The sequence below is a fragment of the Streptomyces sp. NPDC051180 genome (genome assembly GCF_040689545.1).
Classification (GTDB): Bacteria; Actinomycetota; Actinomycetes; order Streptomycetales; family Streptomycetaceae; genus Streptomyces.
In genome coordinates, this window is sequence record NZ_JBFBBC010000001.1 from 142,726 (window position 1) to 161,417 (window position 18,692).

General features: G+C 73.4%; 14 protein-coding genes. 5 read left to right on the top strand and 9 right to left on the bottom strand.

Annotated elements, in window-relative coordinates; genetic code table 11:
* Positions 1 to 51: 51 nt before the first annotated feature.
* The gene (locus tag AB0424_RS00735; RefSeq protein WP_366301095.1) at positions 52 to 834 is read right to left on the bottom strand and encodes a putative protein N(5)-glutamine methyltransferase; all 783 of its coding nucleotides are present in this window, start codon (positions 832 to 834) and stop codon (positions 52 to 54) included.
* Entirely contained in the window at positions 827 to 1,309 is a 483-nt protein-coding gene (locus tag AB0424_RS00740) for a glutathione peroxidase (protein WP_366301098.1), read from the bottom strand. The genes AB0424_RS00735 and AB0424_RS00740 overlap by 8 nt, the downstream gene beginning before the upstream one ends.
* A gap of 36 nt (positions 1,310 to 1,345) precedes the next feature.
* Between AB0424_RS00740 and AB0424_RS00745 the strand changes: the two genes are divergently transcribed.
* Complete coding sequence (locus AB0424_RS00745; RefSeq protein ID WP_366301100.1) at positions 1,346 to 1,567, top strand: DUF6011 domain-containing protein; 222 nt, start codon at positions 1,346 to 1,348, stop codon at positions 1,565 to 1,567.
* A gap of 134 nt (positions 1,568 to 1,701) precedes the next feature.
* Positions 1,702 to 2,772: an RNA ligase (ATP) gene (locus AB0424_RS00750; RefSeq protein ID WP_366301102.1), complete on the top strand. Its 1,071-nt coding sequence runs from the start codon at positions 1,702 to 1,704 to the stop codon at positions 2,770 to 2,772.
* Positions 2,773 to 2,815: 43 nt separating this feature from the next.
* Here AB0424_RS00750 and AB0424_RS00755 read toward each other — a convergent pair whose 3' ends face one another.
* Together AB0424_RS00755 and AB0424_RS00760 are read right to left on the bottom strand one after the other, a co-directional pair.
* The gene (locus AB0424_RS00755; RefSeq protein ID WP_366301103.1) at positions 2,816 to 3,679 is read right to left on the bottom strand and encodes an acyl-CoA thioesterase II; all 864 of its coding nucleotides are present in this window, start codon (positions 3,677 to 3,679) and stop codon (positions 2,816 to 2,818) included.
* Positions 3,680 to 3,691: 12 nt separating this feature from the next.
* Complete coding sequence (locus tag AB0424_RS00760; protein WP_366301104.1) at positions 3,692 to 6,205, bottom strand: DUF3516 domain-containing protein; 2,514 nt, start codon at positions 6,203 to 6,205, stop codon at positions 3,692 to 3,694.
* Positions 6,206 to 6,337: 132 nt separating this feature from the next.
* Here AB0424_RS00760 and AB0424_RS00765 point away from each other — a divergent pair, with 132 nt between their 5' ends.
* The gene (locus AB0424_RS00765) at positions 6,338 to 7,129 is read left to right on the top strand and encodes a metal-dependent hydrolase (RefSeq protein ID WP_366301105.1); all 792 of its coding nucleotides are present in this window, start codon (positions 6,338 to 6,340) and stop codon (positions 7,127 to 7,129) included.
* Positions 7,130 to 7,152: 23 nt separating this feature from the next.
* Positions 7,153 to 7,986 (top strand): DUF429 domain-containing protein, encoded by an 834-nt coding sequence (locus AB0424_RS00770; RefSeq protein WP_366301106.1) that lies wholly within the window; start codon positions 7,153 to 7,155, stop codon positions 7,984 to 7,986.
* A gap of 77 nt (positions 7,987 to 8,063) precedes the next feature.
* Here AB0424_RS00770 and AB0424_RS00775 read toward each other — a convergent pair whose 3' ends face one another.
* Complete coding sequence (locus tag AB0424_RS00775) at positions 8,064 to 9,845, bottom strand: ABC transporter ATP-binding protein (protein ID WP_366301108.1); 1,782 nt, start codon at positions 9,843 to 9,845, stop codon at positions 8,064 to 8,066.
* Positions 9,842 to 11,647 carry an ABC transporter ATP-binding protein gene (locus tag AB0424_RS00780; protein WP_366301109.1) on the bottom strand — a complete coding sequence of 602 codons (1,806 nt, stop codon included), beginning with the start codon at positions 11,645 to 11,647 and terminating at the stop codon, positions 9,842 to 9,844. The genes AB0424_RS00775 and AB0424_RS00780 overlap by 4 nt, the downstream gene beginning before the upstream one ends.
* Before the next feature lie 201 nt (positions 11,648 to 11,848).
* Here AB0424_RS00780 and AB0424_RS00785 point away from each other — a divergent pair, with 201 nt between their 5' ends.
* Positions 11,849 to 13,468, top strand: coding sequence for a peptide-N4-asparagine amidase (locus AB0424_RS00785; RefSeq protein ID WP_366301111.1), 1,620 nt, complete (start codon positions 11,849 to 11,851; stop codon positions 13,466 to 13,468).
* 56 nt (positions 13,469 to 13,524) lie between these two features.
* On the opposite strand, the gene AB0424_RS00790 is transcribed toward AB0424_RS00785, so the two are convergent.
* The 3 genes from AB0424_RS00790 to AB0424_RS00800 form a co-directional block, all read right to left on the bottom strand.
* Complete coding sequence (locus AB0424_RS00790; RefSeq protein WP_366301112.1) at positions 13,525 to 14,931, bottom strand: Gfo/Idh/MocA family oxidoreductase; 1,407 nt, start codon at positions 14,929 to 14,931, stop codon at positions 13,525 to 13,527.
* A 253-nt stretch (positions 14,932 to 15,184) separates the two neighbouring features.
* Positions 15,185 to 18,109, bottom strand: a complete 2,925-nt coding sequence (locus AB0424_RS00795; RefSeq protein ID WP_366301113.1) for an FAD-binding and (Fe-S)-binding domain-containing protein — start codon at positions 18,107 to 18,109, stop codon at positions 15,185 to 15,187.
* A gap of 41 nt (positions 18,110 to 18,150) precedes the next feature.
* Complete coding sequence (locus AB0424_RS00800) at positions 18,151 to 18,642, bottom strand: MarR family transcriptional regulator (RefSeq protein WP_366301114.1); 492 nt, start codon at positions 18,640 to 18,642, stop codon at positions 18,151 to 18,153.
* Between the last annotated feature and the right edge of the window lie 50 nt (positions 18,643 to 18,692).

Consider the following 18,692-nt stretch of genomic DNA (forward strand, 5'->3'; position numbering starts at 1 on the left):
CTCGGCAGCCCGGGACCGGCCGCCGTCGCGGCCCCGCACCAGCAGGCCCCGTCAGCCCGCCCAGGTCGCGACGAGGACGGTCGCGTACCGGTCCTCGCAGCTCAGGACGCGTGCCTCCAGACCGCACGCGGTGACCACGTCCGCGGCCGGCCCGGCCTGCCGCTCGCTCGTCTCGACCAGGAGCCGGCCGCCCGGCGCCAGCCACCCCGGTGACTCGGCGGCGACCCGCCGCAGCACGTCGAGACCGTCCGGGCCGCCGTCGAGGGTGACGAGCGGCTCGTGGTCGCGGGCTTCCGGGGGGAGCAGCCCGATGTCCCCGGTGGGGACGTACGGCACGTTGGCGACCAGGACCTCGACCCGGCCCCTCAGTTCCCGGGGCAGCGGGGCGAAGAGGTCACCCTCGTAGACCCGTCCGCCGCGCGGTTCGACGTTCCGGCGGGCGCAGCGGACCGCCGCCGGCTCGATGTCCGAGGCGTGCACCTGCGCACCCTCGACCCGGTCGAGCAGGACCGCGCCCGCCGCGCCGGAGCCACAGCACAGATCGACGCAGACGGCGCCCGGCCGGGCCAGGTCCACCGCGTGCTCCATCAGGAACTCCGTACGGCGCCGGGGGACGAACACCCCGCCGTCCACCTCGATGCGCAGCCCGCCGAACTCGGCCCAGCCCACGACGTGCTCCAGGGGCAGGCCGGAGGCCCGTCGCCCGACCATCAGGTCGAGTTCGGCGGGCCCGGTCGCCGCCGCGAGGAGCATCTCCGCCTCCTCCTCGGCGAAGACGCACCCCGCGGCCCGCAGCCGCTCGACGACCCCCGTGCCGTCCACGACGTCAGACAAGCTGGGCCTCGATGGCGGAGACGATCTCGGGCGCGCCGGGCTCGGTGCGCGGGCGGAAGCGGGTGACCGTGCCGTCGCGGCCGATCAGGAACTTCTCGAAGTTCCACTGCACGTCACCGGCCTCGCCGTCGGCGTCGGCGACCTGCACCAGCTCCGTGTAGAGCGGGTGGCGCGCCTCGCCGTTGACGTCGAGCTTCTCCAGGAGCGGGAAGGAGACTCCGTACGTCGTCGAGCAGAAGGTCCGGATCTCCTCCGCGCTGCCCGGCTCCTGGCCCGCGAACTGGTTGCAGGGCACGCCGAGCACGGTGAAGCCGCGGTCGCCGTACTCCTTCTGCAGCTTCTCCAGACCCTCGTACTGCGGGGTCAGACCGCACTTGGAGGCGACGTTCACGACCAGGACCGCGCGGTCCCGGTAGTCGGCAAGGGAGACCGGGTCGCCGGTCAGGCTCTTCAGCGGAATGTCGTACAGGCTCATGGACAGCTCCTCGTCGGAATGAGGTTTGATCTCAGCATGGGAGACGAACCACTGGCAATCTCGATCGATTCCTCGGCGGCCGGGCGACCACGCAGGGTGACCTGCCGACTCTGCGGCCGCCCCCTGACCGGGAGCGAGTCGCGCCGCACCGGTCTCGGTCCCACCTGCGACGCCAAACTCCACCCGCCGGCCCCGGACATCCGCACCCGGCGGCACGAGGTGGACCAGGACACCCTGCCGGGCCTCGGCGAGCCGTAGCGGGCGTCCCGACCGCGGGGGCGTCCGCGCGGTCCGGCGACGCTACCAGGCGGTAAATCGATCGCCCACGGAGATTCCGCTCGGCACAGTGGGCCGCGATGAGAGCGAAACCCGAGCGACCGGAGTCCTGAACCATGTCGACCCTGCGCGTCACCGCCGAAGTCCTGACCGTCCATCCCCACCCGAACGCCGACGCCCTGGAGCTGGCCCAGATCGGCCTGTACCGGGCCGTCGTCGCCAAGGGCGCGTACCGGACGGGCGACACCGCCGTCTACATCCCCGAGCAGGCCGTGCTGCCCGCGGTGCTCGTCGACGAGCTGGGACTGACCGGACGGCTCGCCGGGGGCGACGCGAACCGCGTGAAGGCGGTACGGCTGCGCGGGGAGCTGTCGCAGGGCATCGTCTGCCGGCCCGGCGCGCTCGCCGACGTCGACCTGGAGCGGGCAGCGGCCGACGGGACGGACTTCGCGGAGACGCTCGGGATCGTGAAGTGGGTGCCGCCGATACCGCCGACGATGAGCGGGGACGTGGAGGCCGCCCCCGACCTGCTGCCCTGGGTCGACATCGAGAACCTCCAGCGCCATCCGGACGTCTTCGAGCCCGGCGAGCCCGTCGTCCTCACGGAGAAGCTCCACGGCACCGCCTGCCTGCTGACCTACCGCGCCGAGGACGGGCGCGTGCAGGTCTCCTCCAAGGGGTTCGGGGCCAAGGGCCTCGCCCTCCGGGAGGACCCGCGCAACCTGTACTGGCGCGCCGTCCACGGCCACGGTCTCGCCGAGGTCGCCGCGCGGCTGGCCGAGCGGCTCGGCGCCCGCCGGGTCGGGCTCTTCGGCGAGGTGTACGGCGCCGGCGTCCAGGACCTGGCGTACGGCGCCGACGGCCGCGGCGAGACCGTCGGCTACGCGCTGTTCGACGTCTCGGCCGAGATCGACGGCCAGGTCCGGTGGCTCGACCCGGCGGAGGTCCTGGAGCCGGGCGAGGTCCCGGTCGTGCCGCGGCTCCACACCGGGCCGTACGACCTCGACACCGTCCTGGCGCACGCGAGCGGCCGGGAGACCGTCTCCGGCCGGGAGGCGCACCTGCGGGAGGGCGTCGTCATCCGGCCCGTGACCGAGCGGCACAGCCCGGTCGTCGGCGGCCGGGCCATCGCCAAGGCGGTCAGCCCGGCCTATCTGACCCGCAAGGGCGGCACCGAGTTCGAGTGACCCGCCCCGAGGGCCCGCCCGCGGGCCCTCACGGCTGTGGCCCTCACAGCTTGCGGAACAGACCCTCCTGGACCACCGACACCAGGAGCCGGCCCTCACGGTCGTAGATCCGGCCCCGCGCGAGTCCCCGGCCGCCCGTGGCGATCGGGGACTCCTGGTCGTAGAGGAACCACTCGTCCGCGCGGAACGGCCGGTGGAACCACATCGCGTGGTCCAGCGAGGCCATGTCGAAACCGCGCGGACCCCACAGCGGCTCGACCGGGATGCGCACCGCGTCCAGGAGCGTCATGTCCGAGGCGTACGTCAGGGCGCAGGTGTGGACCAGCGGGTCGTCGCCCAGCGGCCCCACGGCCCGCATCCACACCGCGCTGCGCGGGTCGGCCCCCGTCACCTCGTCGGCGTTCCAGCGCAGCCGGTCCACGTACCGGATGTCGAAGGGCTGGCGGCGGGCCATCCGCTCCAGCGCCTCCGGCAGCGCGCCCAGGTGCTCGCGGATCTCGTCGGCGAGGTTCGGCAGGGTGTCCGGGTCGGTCAGGTGCCGCGGCGGAAGCTGGTGCTCGAAGCCCGCCTCCTCCGGCTTGTGGAAGGAGGCCGTCAGATTGAAGATCGTCCGCCCCTCCTGGATCGCGGTGACCCGCCGGGTCGTGAACGACCGGCCGTCCCGCACCCGCTCCACCTGGTAGACGATCGGCACGCCGGGACGGCCCGGACGCAGGAAGTAGGCGTGCAGCGAGTGCACCGGACGGTCGCCGTCGGTGGTGCGGCCGGCGGCCACCAGGGCCTGCCCGGCCACCTGCCCGCCGAAGACCCGTTGCAGCGACTCCTGCGGGCTGCGCCCGCGGAAGATGTCGACCTCGATCCGCTCCAGGTCGAGCAGGTCCACGAGCCTCTCGGCGGGACTGGTCACCACAGATCTCCTCTACAGCTGTCCGACGGACGTCACGCGGACGACCGCGCGGCCCTCCTCGTCGGAGGCCGCGAGATCCACCTCCGCGCCGATGCCCCAGTCATGGTCGCCGTTCGGGTCGGCGAAGGTCTGCCGGACGCGCCACAGCCCGTGCGCCGCGTCCTCCTCGATGGCGAGCAGCTTCGGGCCGCGCGCGTCGGGGCCCGTGCCGAGGTCGTCGTACTCGTCCCAGTACGCGTCCATCGCCTCGCCCCACGCGTCCGCGTCCCAGCCCGCCTCGGCGTCCATCTCGCCCAGCGCGTCGACGTTGTCGAGCGCGGCCAGCTCCACCCGGCGGAACATCGCGTTGCGCACCAGCACGCGGAACGCGCGGGCGTTCGCCGTGACCGGCTTGACCTGGTCGGCCTTCTCCTGGGCCTCCTCGGCCGTCTGGATCTCCGGGTTGGCCAGCTGCTCCCACTCGTCGAGGAGCGAGGAGTCGACCTGGCGCACCATCTCGCCCAGCCAGGCGATCAGGTCCTCCAGGTCCTCGGTCTTCAGGTCGTCCGGGATGGTGTGGTCGAGCGCCTTGTACGCGCTCGCGAGGTAGCGGAGGACGATGCCCTCGGTCCGCGCCAGTTCGTACCAGGAGGTGAACTCCGTGAAGGTCAGGGCGCGTTCGTACATGTCACGGATGACCGACTTCGGCGACACCGGGTGGTCGCCGACCCACGGGTGGGACGTCCGGTAGACGTTGTAGGCGTGCCAGAGGAGCTCCTCCAGCGGCTTCGGGTACGAGATGTCCTGGAGCCGCTCCATCCGCTCCTCGTACTCGACGCCGTCCGCCTTCATCTGCCCGACGGCCTCGCCGCGCGCCTTGTTCTGCATGGCCGCGAGGATCTGGCGCGGGTCGTCCAGCGTCGACTCCACGACGGAGACCATGTCCAGCGCGTACGAGGGCGACTCGGGGTCCAGCAGGTCGAAGGCGGCCAGCGCGAACGTCGACAGCGGCTGGTTGAGCGCGAAGTCCTGCTGGAGGTCGACCGTCAGCCGGATCGTGCGGCCCTCGGCGTCCGGCTCGGCCAGCTGCTCCACCACACCGCCGTCGAGCAGCGAGCGGTAGATCGCGATGGCCCGGCGGATGTGGCGCAGCTGGGCCTTGCGCGGCTCGTGGTTGTCCTCCAGGAGCTTGCGCATCGCCTCGAAGGCGTTACCCGGCCGCGCGATCACCGAGAGCAGCATGATGTTCGTGACCTTGAAGCGGGAGGTCAGCGGCTCCGGCTCGGCGTCGATCAGCCGGTCGAACGTGGTGTCGCTCCACGCGACGAAGCCCTCGGGGGCCTTCTTGCGGACGACCTTGCGGCGCTTCTTCGGGTCGTCGCCGGCCTTCGCCAGCGCCTTCTCGTTCTCGATGACGTGCTCGGGTGCCTGCGCCACGACCAGACCGGCCGTGTCGAAGCCGGCCCGCCCGGCCCGGCCGGCGATCTGGTGGAACTCACGGGCGCGCAGGGTGCGCACGCGGTTGCCGTCGTACTTGGTGAGCGCGGTGAAGAGCACCGTGCGGATCGGCACGTTCACGCCGACGCCGAGGGTGTCCGTCCCGCAGATCACCTTCAGGAGGCCCGCCTGCGCCAGCTTCTCCACCAGACGCCGGTACTTCGGCAGCATGCCCGCGTGGTGCACGCCGATGCCGTGGCGCACGTACCGCGAGAGGTTCTGGCCGAACTTGGTGGTGAAGCGGAAGTTGCCGATCAGCTCGGCGATCTTGTCCTTCTCCTCGCGCGTGCACATGTTGATGCTCATGAGCGACTGCGCGCGCTCCACGGCCTGCGCCTGCGTGAAGTGCACGATGTAGACGGGCGCCTGCCTGGTCTCCAGCAACTCCGTCAGGGTGTCCGTGATGGGGGTGAGCCGGTACTCGTACGACAGCGGCACCGGACGGGTCGCCGAGCGGACCACCGACGTCGGCCTGCCCGTGCGCCGGGTCAGGTCCTTCTCGAACATCGACACGTCGCCGAGCGTCGCCGACATCAGGACGAACTGCGCCTGGGGGAGCTCCAGGATCGGGATCTGCCACGCCCAGCCGCGGTCCTGCTCGGCGTAGAAGTGGAACTCGTCCATCACGACCTGGCCGATGTCGGCGTACTTGCCGTCCCGCAGCGCGATCGAGGCCAGCACCTCCGCCGTACAGCAGATCACCGGCGCGTCCGCGTTCACGGAGGCGTCGCCGGTCAGCATGCCGACGTTCTCCGTGCCGAAGAGCTTGCACAGGTCGAAGAACTTCTCCGACACCAGCGCCTTGATCGGCGCGGTGTAGAAGGTCACCTGGTCGTTGGCGAGCGCGGTGAAGTGCGCCCCCGCCGCGACCAGCGACTTCCCGGAGCCGGTGGGGGTGGACAGGATCACGTTGGCCCCGGAGACGACCTCGATCAGCGCCTCTTCCTGGGCCGGGTAGAGCGTGATGCCCCGGTCCTCGGCCCAGGAGGAGAAGGCGTCGAAGAGGGCATCGGGGTCGGCGGTCGGCGGCAGCTGATCGATAAGGGTCACGCCCCCATCTTGCCCGCATTCCGCTCGGATGAGGGAACCGGCCGTCGGCCTCCTTGATCACGGACGATAGGCTCGCCTGTCGACCGGTCGTCAACTGAGCGCCGGCACACGAGAAACGGGGCGGCAGCGACCATGATGGGACCCGCGCACTCACTGTCCGGAGCGGCGGCCTGGCTGGGTGTGGGAGCGGCCGCGGCCGCCTTCGACAAGCCGATGCCCTGGCCGGTCCTCGTCGTCGGCGCGCTCATCTGCGCGGGCGCCGCCCTCGCCCCCGACCTCGACCACAAGTCCGCGACCATCTCGCGCGCCTTCGGTCCCGTCTCCCGGCTCCTCTGCGAGATCGTCGACAAGCTGTCGTACGCCGTCTACAAGGCCACCCGCTCCACCGCCGACCCCCGCAGGTCCGGCGGACACCGGACGCTCACCCACACCTGGCTGTGGGCGGTCCTCATCGGCGGCGGCGCCTCGGCCGCCGCCGTCACCGGAGGCCGGTGGGCGGTCCTCGCCCTCCTCTTCGTCCACCTCGTCCTCGCGGTGGAGGGCCTGCTCTGGCGGGCCGCCCGGATGTCCAGCGACGTCCTCGTCTGGCTGCTCGGCGCCACCAGCGCCTGGATCCTCGCCGGTGTCCTCGACAAGCCCGGAAACGGCTCGGACTGGTTCTTCACCGGCCCCGGCCAGGAGTACCTCTGGCTCGGCCTGCCGATCGTCCTCGGCGCCCTCGTCCACGACATCGGCGACGCCCTCACCGTCTCCGGCTGCCCGATCCTCTGGCCCATCCCCGTGGGCCGCAAGCGCTGGTACCCCATCGGCCCGCCGAAGGGCATGCGCTTCCGGGCCGGCAGCTGGGTCGAGCTGAAGGTCCTCATGCCGGCCTTCATGGTCCTCGGCGGCGTCGGCGGAGCGTCGGCTCTCGGGTTCTTCTAGCCGCGCGAAGGGAGGACCGGAACATGGGTCGGGCCGAGACCGCGGGCCACCGGGAGACGGCCCGGGGCGACGGCGCCATGGTGACCGTGGGGATCGATCTCGCCGGGCACACCGGCACCACCGGGGTGTGCCGCGTGACCTGGTCCGATGAGCCCGCCGTCGAACTCCTCCCCGGCAGGAGCGACGAGGACCTGCTGGCCGCGGCGCGTTCCGCGGACCGGACGGGACTCGACTCGCCGCTCGGCTGGCCCCTCGCCTTCGCCGCCCTCGTCGCCGCGCACCGGGCGGGCGCCGCGCTGCCCGCGAAGGACGGCTACGGGACGCGGGAGGACGGCAGGCCCGGCCTGGGCAACAGGTTCACCCACCGCCTCACCGACGACGTGGCCTGGAAGCGGACCGGGGCGGGCAGGCAGCGGCCCCTCTCGGTCTCGACCGACAGGCTGGGCGTCGTCGCCATCCGCGCCGCCGAGCTGATGGAGCGGCTCGCGGACGGCGGCCCTGCCCTGCCCCGCGACGGCTCCGGCCCGGTCGTCGAGGTCTATCCCGCCTACGCGCTGCTCCAGTGGGGGCTCGCGCCGGCGGGGACGTACAAGGGGAAGGACGGGGGCCCCGCCCGTGAGGTGATCGTCGGGGCGCTCGAAGCCGGCCTGGGGTTCGCCCTGCCCGCACGGGTGCGGGAGCGCTGCGTCGACAGCGACCACGACCTCGACGCCCTCGTCTCCGCGGTCGTCGCCCGCGCCGCCGCACTGGGCCTCACGGATCCGCCGGAGACCGACGAGGAGCGGGCCGCCGCCGCGGTCGAGGGCTGGATGCACCTGCCGCGCCGTGGTGCGGCGCTCGCCGCACTCCGCGCCTGACGGGACGCGCCCTCGGCCCGGGGACACGGGAAGGGGCCCGCACGGTACACCGGTGCGGGCCCCTTTCCGTGTCCGGGTCAGCCGTGCCACGACCTCCACAGGGCCGCGTACGCGCCCTCGGCCGCGACCAGTTCGTCGTGCGTGCCGAGTTCGGTGATGCGACCGGTCTCGACGACGGCGATGAGGTCGGCGTCGTGCGCGGTGTGGAGCCGGTGGGCGATGGCGACGACCGTGCGGCCGTCGAGGACGCGGCCGAGGGAGCGCTCCAGGTGCCGGGCCGCACGTGGGTCGAGGAGCGAGGTGGCCTCGTCGAGGACGAGGGTGTGGGGATCGGCCAGGACGAGCCGGGCCAGCGCGATCTGCTGGGCCTGGGCGGGGGTCAGCGCGTGGCCGCCCGAGCCGACCTCGGTGTCCAGGCCCTCGTCGAGCGCGCGGGCCCAGCCGTCCGCGTCGACCGCCGTGAGGGCGGCCCACAGGGCGGTGTCGTCGGCACCGGTCCGGGCGAGCAGCAGGTTGTCGCGCAGGGAGCCGACGAAGACGTGGTGCTCCTGGTTGACCAGGGCGACGTGCTCGCGGACCTGCTCGGCGGGCATCCGCGCCAGTTCGGCGGCGCCCAGGGTCACGGCGCCGGTCCTCGGGGCGTAGATGCCGGCGAGGAGCCGGCCGAGCGTGGACTTGCCCGCTCCGGACGGCCCGACCAGCGCGAGCCGCGTTCCGGGCGCCACCTTCAGCGACACCTCGTGCAGCACGTCGACGCCCTCGCGGTAGCCGAACCGGACGTCGTCGGCCCGGACCGCCCGCCCCTCGGGCCGCACGTCGGGGTCGCCCGCCTCCGGCTCGATGTCCCGGACGCCGACCAGCCGGGCCAGGGAGACCTGGGCGACCTGGAGCTCGTCGTACCAGCGCAGCACGATGCCGATGGGGTCCACCAGCATCTGCGACAGCAGGGCGCCCGTCGTCAGCTGGCCCACGTCGATCCAGCCCTGGAGCACGAACACGCCGCCGAGCAGCAGCACCGCGAGGAGCACCGTCGTGTGGGTGAGGTTCACCACGGGGAAGAGCACCGAGCGGAGGAAGAGCGTGTACCGCTCCCAGGCCACCCACTCCGAGATGCGCCGGTCCGACAGGGCGATCCGGCGCGCGCCCAGGCGGTGCGCCTCGATCGTGCGGCCCGCGTCGACGGTCTCGGCCAGGGCGGCGGCGACCGCCGCGTACCCCGCGGACTCCGAGCGGTACGCGGCGGGCGCCCGCTTGAAGTACCAGCGGCAGCCGACGACCAGCAGGGGCGCGGCGAGCAGCGCGGCGAGCGCCAGCGGGGGCGCCGTCACGGCGAGGCCACCCAGCAGCAGCCCCGCCCACACGACGCCGATGGCCAGCTGGGGCACGGCCTCGCGCATCGCGTTGGAGAGCCGGTCGACGTCCGTGGTGATGCGGGAGAGCAGGTCGCCCGTCCCCGCGCGTTCGAGGACGCCGGGCGGCAGTCCGACCGCGCGGACGAGGAAGTCCTCGCGCAGGTCGGCGAGCATCTCCTCGCCGAGCATCGCCCCGCGCAGCCGCACGAGCCGCACGAAGGCGGTCTGCACGAGCAGCGCGCCCGCGAACAGGGCGACCGTGCGTTCCACGTGGAGCTCGCGGGCCCCGTCCGCCAGGCCGTCCACGACCGAGCCGAGCAGGTACGGGCCGGCCATCGAGGCGATCACGGCGACCGCGTTCACCCCGATGAGCAGGGCGAACGCCCGGCGGTGGCGGCGCAGGAGCGACCGGACGTAGCCGCGGACGGTGGCGGTGGCGGCGACGGGCAGTGTCGTCGCCGTCGTCGGGGCCGCCGGGTCGTACTCCGGCGGCGCCAGGCCGATCATGCCGATTCCCCTTCCAGTGCTTCGAGTTCGCCGACGCGGCCGGCGGCCGTGGCGAGTTCCTCGTCGGTCTCGCGGGTGACCACCGCCCGGTAGCGGGGCTCCCGGGCGAGCAGCTCGCGGTGGGTGCCGACGGCGACCGCCTGGCCCTCGTGGACCAGCACGACCCGGTCGGCGCGGTCGAGGAGGAGCGGCGAGGAGGCGAGGACGACGGTGGTCCTGGCCTTGCGCAGCTCCTTGAGGCCCGCCGCGACGCGCGACTCGGTGTGGGCGTCGACCGCCGACGTCGGCTCGTCCAGGACGAGGACCTCCGGGTCGGCGACCAGGGACCGGGCGAGGGCGAGCCGCTGGCGCTGGCCGCCGGAGAGCGACCGGCCCCGCTCGGTGATGCGGGCGCGCATCGGATCGCCGCCGGTGTCCACGGACGCCTGGGCCAGCGCGTCGAGGACGTCGTCGCACTGCGCGGCGGCCAGCGCCTCCGCGCCCGCCACCGCGCCCGACGACGGCACGTCGAGCAGCTCGCGCAGAGTGCCGGAGAGCAGCACCGGGTCCTTGTCCTGGACGAGGACGGCCGTGCGCGCCGACGCCAGGGGCAGCTCGTCGAGCGGGGTCCCGCCGAGGAGCACCGAGGTGTGGCCGGCGTCCGGCTCGGTCGGGTGGCCGCCGAGCCGGTCCGCGAGCCGCCCGGCGACGTCGGGGTCGCCGCAGACGACGGCGGTGAAGCGGCCGGACGGGGCGAGCAGCCCGGTCAGCGGGTCGTAGAGGTCGCCGGTCGCCGCGCGTCCGCCGTCGTCGGCGGTGGCCGTCGTCGTGCGGGCCAGGGCGAGGACCCGGGCGGCCCGTTTCGCGGACGGGCGGGAGAAGGAGTACGCCATGGCGATCTCCTCGAAGTTGCGCAAGGGGTGGTAGGTGAGGGCCACGGCGCTGTAGACCGTGACGAGTTCGCCGACCGTGATCCGCCCGTCGAGCGCCAGCCGTGTCCCGTACGCCACCACGGCGATCAGCAGGACGCCGGGCAGCACGACCTGGATGGCGGCGATCAGGGCCCACATCCGGGCGCTGTGCACGGCGGCCCTGCGGACCTCCTGGGAGGCGGCGCGGTAGCGGCCGAGGAACAGGTCCTCGCCGCCGATGCCGCGCAGGACCCGGAGTCCGGCGACGGTGTCGGAGGCCAGCTCGGTGGCCTTGCCGGCCTTCTCGCGCTGGACGTCCGCCCGGCGCGTCGCGCGGGGGAGGAGGGGGAGCGCCGCGAGGGCCAGGACGGGCACGCCGACGGCGACGAGGACGCCCAGGGCGGGCTGGTAGACGAGGAGGCCCACGCAGACGACGACCAGGGCGACGGCTCCGGCGGCGAACCGGGAGAGCGCCTCCACGAACCAGCCGATCTTCTCGACGTCGCCGGTGGAGACCGCCACGACCTCGCCCGCCGCGACCCGCCGGGTCAGGACGGAGCCCAGCTCGGCGGTCTTGCGGGAGAGGAGCTGCTGGACCCGGGCCGCCGCCGTGATCCAGTTGGTGACGGCGGTGCGGTGGAGCATCACGTCGCCGGCCGCGATCGCGGCGCCGAGCGCCACGAGCAGCCCGCCGGCGAGCGCGAGCCGCCCGCCGTCGCGGTCCACGACCGCCTGGACGGTGAGGCCGATGCCGAGCGGGAGGCCGGCGATGCCCAGGTGGTGCAGGAGTCCCCACAGGAGGGACTTCACCTGTCCGCCGAGCTGCTGACGGCCGAGCCAGACGAGGAACCGGGTGCCCGAGCGGACGTCGGGGACCCCTGGGTCGGCGTAGGGAAGATCGCGAATCTGCATGGCGTCCCAGGGGCTCCGGGTGTGTCTGGGGGACCGCGCGCCGAGGGGGTGCGACGGCGGGGCGGGTGGGGGAAACCGTGCAAGGTTCGCTTCCTTCCCCGGAGGGCGGCAATCGATTTTCCCCAGGAGGGAACAGATCGCGCCATGTCCGCTCATCGTCCTCTGGACCGTCCCGCGGTGACCGCGCTTCACTTCCGGCCCATGAGATCACTCAAGATCATGAGCATGATCAGCGGTCTGATCCTGGCCGCCGGCGCACTGCTCGCCGCCCAGCCGGCCGCCGCCGACGGTCCGAACGGCCCGACGCCCCCCGCCGAGTTCACCACCGACTGGCACGACCCGGTCACCGCCGCCCCGCCCGTCGCCACCCCCGGCACCCGCAGCTGCACGATCACGCTCGCCGCCGCCCAGTTCCGCGACTTCACGCCCTACCAGGGGAGTTACACCCCTCCGAAGGAGTGCGGCACCCGCTGGAACAAGGTCGTCCTGCGCCTCGAAGGAAGCGTGAAGGGCCGCCAGTACGACCGGCTCGGCCACCTCACCGTCGGCGGCGTCGAGATCCTCCGCACCTCCACGCCCCAGCCCTCGCCCGACGGCATCGCCTGGTCCGTCGAGAAGGACGTCACCCGCTACCGCGACACCCTCAGCCGCCCGCAGCCCGTCGAGATGCTCATCGGCAATGTCGTGAACGAGACCTACACCGGCGTCCTCGACGTCCGCGTCACCCTCACCTTCCACACCGCCGAGGGCCGCGCCAAGCCCGCCGCCGGCACGCCCGACCGGGTGCTCCCCCTCACCGACGCCGTCCTCACCGTCCCCCGCAACACCGAACGCGTCCTCGTCGAGGTGTACGCCACCGGCTCGGGCGGCGGCTGCGAGGAGTACTGGTACCTCTCCGTCCCCGACGGAGCCCCCTACTCCTGCACGGCCGGCGAGGGGCCGCACCGCGAGGTCCGCATCGCCGTCGACGGCCGGCTCGCGGGCATCGCGGCGCCCTTCCCCACGGTCTGGACCGGCGGCTGGTCCAACCCCTTCCTCTGGTACGTCACCCCCGCCCCGCGCGCCTTCGACGTGCAGCCGATCGTCTACGACCTCACGCCCTTCGCCGCCCTTCTCAATGACGGCCGCGCCCACCGCGTCGACGTCACCGTCGCCGGCGTCCCCGCCGGCCTCGGGGGCTGGTCCACCCCCACCAACGTGCTGCTCTGGCAGGACGAGGGCAGCCGGGTCGTCACCGGCGGCCTCGACCGGCACGAGGAGGGCGCCCCGCGCAACACCTCCGTCCACACGGCCGACGGCGAGGGCGCGACGCCGCACCGGCTCGACACCGAGGCCGCGCACCGGCTGACCGTCGCCGGCCACCTGAACACCTCCCACGGCCGCGTCTCGACCACCGTCGAACGGGCCGTCGCCCACGGCTCCGTCCACCGCTGGGGCGAGGGGGAGAACCCGGACGCGTACACCGCGCGCTGGACCGACGACGAGACCGTGACCGCCGGCCGCTCCACCATCCGGGTCCACCGCGTCCACACGATGGACGGCGAGACGACGGTCGGCGCGGGCGACCGGCTCCGGACCGTCCTCGCCCTCGGGGACCGGGCCGACACCGTGGTCCTCCGCGACGGCCGGCGCGTCTCCTGGTCTCACCTCGACGACCGCTACACCGGCGACGCCACGTACACGACCGGCGTCCCGCGCGACCAGCGGCACGCGGTCGGCACCACGACCGAGCGCTACCGGCTGTACGGCTCCGGCGGCTGCCACGACCGGACCCTGACGACCGTCCAGGGCACGCTCACCCGCGACCTGCGGCGCTGCTGACACGGGCCGCCGCCCGGCACCGGACCCCCGGAGGGAACGGTGCCGGCGGCCCCGCGTCAGGTCGGCTTGACCGAGTCCATGCCCGGGCGGGACCTGGTCCACTCGCCGCGCGTGAAGTCGGGGATCTCCTGGGGCGCGCCCTTGGCCTTGATCGACTCGTGGCTCAGCGGCACCGGGGCGGTCCAGGTGGCGGCGTCGTAGACGTCGAAGTCCGGCGGGAGCCCCAGCTGGAGACACTGCATCAGCCGGTAGACCATGATGTAGTCCATGCCGCCGTGACCGCCGGGCGGGTTGGCGTGGTCCTTCCACAGCCAGTGGTCGTAGGCGTCGGCATAGGCCGAGAAGTCGCCCCACTGGTCGTCCTTGTGGTCCGGCTCCAGATAGATCCGGGCCGGGTAGTCCTCGAAGACCCCCCGGGTGCCGCCCAGGCTGTTGATCCGGCTGTACGGGTGCGGGGTGGAGACGTCGTGCTCGAGCCGGATCACCCGGCCCTTGGCGGTCTGGACGACGCTGATCGTCCGGTCGCTCTCGACGTACGTCTCCTTCCAGCTCGGGTCGCCGGACGGCATGTGCTCCTGGCGGTACTCGGCGAGGCCGAGCGCCGGGGTGCCGAAACTGCTGATGCTCACCGCCCGGTCGCCGCGGTTGACGTCCATGTAGTTGGCGACCGGCCCGAAGCCGTGGTTGGGGTAGAGGTCACCGCGCAGCCGGGTGTGCCACAGCCGGCGCCAGGGCCCTTCGTAGTACGTCGGCGAGAACATCAGGCTGCGCAGGTCGTGGTTGTACGCGCCGGCGCCGTGCAGCAGGTCGCCGAACTTGCCGGCGTGCGCCATCCGCAGGACCCGCATCTCGTTCCGCCCGTAGCAGCAGTTCTCCAGCTGCATGCAGTGCTTGCGGGTCTCCTCCGACAGGTCGACCAGGGACCACAGTTCGTCCAGCCGCATCGCGACCGGACACTCCACGCCGACGTGCTTGCCGTTCAGCATCGCCGACCGGGCGATCGCGTAGTGGCTGTCCCAGGGGGTGGCCACGTGGACGAAGTCGACGTCCGTGCGGGTGCAGAGGTTCTCGTAGTCCGTCTCGCTCTTGGTGTAGACGGCCGGTGCGGGCTGTCCGGCGGCGACCACCTTCGCGGCGGCCCGCTCGGCCTTCTCGCGCACCGGGTCGCAGACGGCGACCACCCGCACCCAGGGGAGGGCGAGGTAGAGGCCGATCATCGCGCTGCCCCGGTTGCCGAGCCCGACGAGGCCGACGCGGACCGTGGAGCGGCCCTCGAAGGGCACTCCCGCCATGGTGGCGCCGCGGCGGCGGGGTGCGGCGGGGGTCTCGGGAGCCGCGGGAGCCGCGGGCGCGGCGGCCGCCTGCGTTCCGGCGGCGGTGAAGGCGATGCCCGTCCCGGCAGCCGCCGCGGTCGTCCTGAGCACCTTGCGGCGGCTCGGAGTGCGCGGTGTCCGCTCGTCCATGGAACCTCCCGAAGCTGTGGGCACGGCTGTCTCATGAATCCCGCACAGGACCCTGGCCTCGGTGGCCCAAGGCGCGCAAGGCGCCGACAGGACACATGTGACGGGTAGTCGGACCTTACTGTTCCGGATATCGCACCGGGCCGTAGCCGCCGTCGATGATCACCCGAACATACGAAGGACCCCTCACCACCGGGGGTGAGGGGTCCTGCTGCCGGGCTCTTCGGTGCCTCGCCGAGGGTCCGGTGACGGTCGGTCAGGGACGGGTCGCGCGCTCCAGGGCCAGCAGCGCCGACTGGTAGCTGCGGCCCGTCGCGCGGTCCATCCCGATCTCGCACATGCGGTTGGCCGAGAGGTGGACGTCGAACGGGCGGGCCGTCACCTCGGCCGCCTCGCGGGCGGTCGCCGAGGCGGTCAGCTCCGGATGCAGCATGCCCCGGTCGCCGGCGAAGGCGCAGCAGCCCGCGTCGGCCGGGACCACGACCTCGTCGGCGCAGGCCCCGGCGAGCGCCGTCAGCTTCTCCTCGTCGCCCAGGTGCCGCATCGAGCACGTCGGATGGACGACGGCCGATCCGACCCGGCGGCGGACGGAAAGCCGGGGGAGCAGCTCGTCCGCCGCCCACACCAGCGAGTCGACCACCGTCAGCTCGGCGTGCAGCCGTCGGTTGTCCTCCGTCAGGTACGGGATCACCTCCTCGGCGATGCCGAGGGTGCAGGACGAGGCGTCCACGACGAGCGGCAGCGCCCCGCCGGCCGTCCACCCCCAGGCGGCCTCGACGATCTTGTTGGCCATCACCTCGTTGCCGCGCCGGTACCCCTTCGAGTGCCAGATGGTGGCGCAGCACGTGCCGGCCACGTCGTCCGGGATCCACACGGGCCTGCCCGCCCGGGCCGACACGGCGACCACGGCCTCGGGGAGGGAGGGGCCGGTCCGTCCGTCGGGTCCGCCGAAGATGCGGTTCACGCAGGCGGGGTAGTAGACGGCGACGGCCGCCGGACGGTGGGTGCGGGGCAGCCGCCGGGCCGCGGCGCCGGGGATCTCCGGCAGCCACTCCGGTACGAGGTCGGGGCGCACGGCCTTGCGTGCCAGACCCGTGACCGACTCCAGGACCCGGTCGCCGATCCGGTCCGCCGCGGCGACCGCGAGCCGCGCGGAGGTCTCCACCGCGCGGAAGTTCCGCGCGGCCAGGGCGGCGATCCGCTCCTCCCGCGGCGAGTGCCGCTCGTGCCGGAAGTCCTTCATCAGCGCGCCCGTGTCGATGCCGACCGGACAGGCCAGCTTGCAGGTGGAGTCGCCCGCGCAGGTGTCCACGGCGTCGTAGCTGTACGACGCCAGGAGGCGGCTCTCGACGGGCGAGCCCGCGGCCTGGCGCATCATCTCCCGGCGCAGCACGATCCGCTGGCGCGGAGTGGTCGTCAGGTCGCCGCTGGGGCAGGTCGGTTCGCAGAAGCCGCACTCGATGCAGGGGTCGGCGATCCGCTCCACGGCGGGGATCGTCTTCAGACCGCGCAGATGGGCGTGCGGGTCGCGGTCGAGCACGATCCGCGGCGCGAGCACCCCGTCGGGGTCGATGGCCTCCTTGACCCGCCACATCAGGTCGGTCGCCCGCGTCCCCCACTCCAGCTCCAGGAAGGGCGCGATGTTGCGGCCGGTGGCGTGCTCGGCCTTCAGCGAGCCGTCGAAGCGCTCGACCGTGAGCTTGCAGAACTCGTCCATGAAGGCCGCGTACCGCTCGACGTCGGAGGGGTCGGCGGCGTCGAAGGCGAGGAGGAAGTGCAGGTTGCCGTGGGCCGCGTGACCGGCGACGGCCGCGTCGAACCCGTGCCGGGACTGCAGGTCGAGCAGGGCGGCGCATGCCTCCGCGAGGCGGTCCGGCGGCACCGCGAAGTCCTCGGTGATCAGGGTCGTGCCGGAGGGGCGCGAGCCGCCCACCGCGGTCACGAACGCCTTGCGGGCCTTCCAGTAGCCGGAGATCGTCCCCGGGTCGCGGGTGAACGCGTTCGCCACGGAGGGCACCGGGGCCACCAGGTCGAGCCCGGCGAGGACGGCCTCGGCCGCCCGCTCGTACGCCTCCCGCGCCGCCGCGTCCGGCGCCCGGAACTCGACCAGCAGCGCCGCCGTCTCCTTGGGCAGGTCCGCCCAGTCGGCGGGTACGCCCCGGACGCTCACCGAGGCCCGCAGGGTGTTTCCGTCCATCAGCTCGACGGCCAGCGCCCCGGCCTCGTTGAACAGGGGCACGGCCGCGGCGGCGGCCGGCAGCGAGGGGAAGAAGAGCAGGGCGGTGGAGACCTCCCGGTCCAGCGGCAGGGTGTCGAAGACGACCTCGGAGATGAAGCCGAAGGTGCCCTCGGAACCGACCATGAGGCCCCGCAGGATCTCCGCGGGCGTGGCCCCGTCGAGGAAGGCGTCGAGCCGGTAGCCGTTGGTGTTCTTGAGGGTGTACTTGGCCCGGATCCGGGCGGTGAGCTCGGCGTCGGCCTCGATCTCGGCCTTCAGCGCGAGCAGCTGCGCGCACAGCCTCGGCTCGGCGTGCGCGAGCAGCGCGTCGGCGTCCGGGTCGCCGGTGTCGACGACGGTGCCGCTCGGCAGCACGAAGGTCAGGGAGGAGACGGTCCGGTAGGAGTTCCGGGTCGTCCCGGCCGTCATGCCCGAGGCGTTGTTGGCGACGACGCCGCCGATCGTGCAGGCGACGGCGCTGGCCGGGTCGGGCCCCAGGACCCGCCCGTGCGGGGCGAGCGCGGCGTTGGCCCGGACGACGGTCGTGCCGGGCCGGACGCGGAGGCGGGCTCCGCCGTCGAGGACCTCGGCGCCCACCCAGTGGCGGCGGACGTCGACGAGGATGTCCTCGCCCTGCGCCTGTCCGTTGAGGCTGGTCCCCGCGGCCCGGAAGACGACCTCGCGGCCCTTGCCGTGGGCGTAGGACAGGATCGTGGAGATGTCGTCGATGTCCTCGGCGACCACGACGACCTGCGGCACGAAGCGGTACGGGCTCGCGTCCGAGGCGTACCGCACGAGGTCGGAGATCCTGGACAGGACCTTCTCCGGGCCGAGGAGCTCGTGCAGCTCCTCGCGGAGCCGCCGGGGCGTGCCCCGGGCCTGGAGCTCGGGGACCCGGTCCGGCGCCGGGGTCCGCTTCGTCGCGGGGCGGAGGGACTGCGGGTTCGGCTCCAGCAGCGGCATGTCAGGGCTCCCCATTCCGCGCGTCCCCGTGCCCGGTCGGATCAGCAGCCGCTCTCCGGCGCCTGGTCGACCAGGGCGGACAGCAGACCTCCGAGCACCTCGCGCTGTTCGACGGTCAATGGAGCAAGGATGTCCTCTGCGGCCGCCCGGCGCGCGCTGCGCAGCTCGCGCAGCGTGGCGCGGCCGGCGTCGGTGAGCTCGATCCGTATCACCCGGCGGTTGTTCGGGTCGGGGACCCGGCGCACCCGGTCGCCCGCCTCCAGGCCGTCGACGAGACTGGTCACGGCCCGGGGGACGACCTCGAGCCGGGCCGCGAGGTCCGCCATCCGGGGCGGCTGTCCGAAGTGCGCGACCGTGCGCAGCAGCCGCGACTGCGCGGGGGTGATGCCGACCGGTTCCAGGTGGTGCTTCTGGATGCGGTGCAGGCGGCGGGTGAGCCGCAGCAGCTGCTCGGCGAGGAGCCCGTCGGCGTCGGTCCCGCCCGGGCCGTCACCCGTGCGGGCGGCCGCGCTCGTGCGGTCGGAGGTGGTCATGGGGGAACAATATCAGGACCTGGTTCATTGTGAGTATAGGTAACAATGAG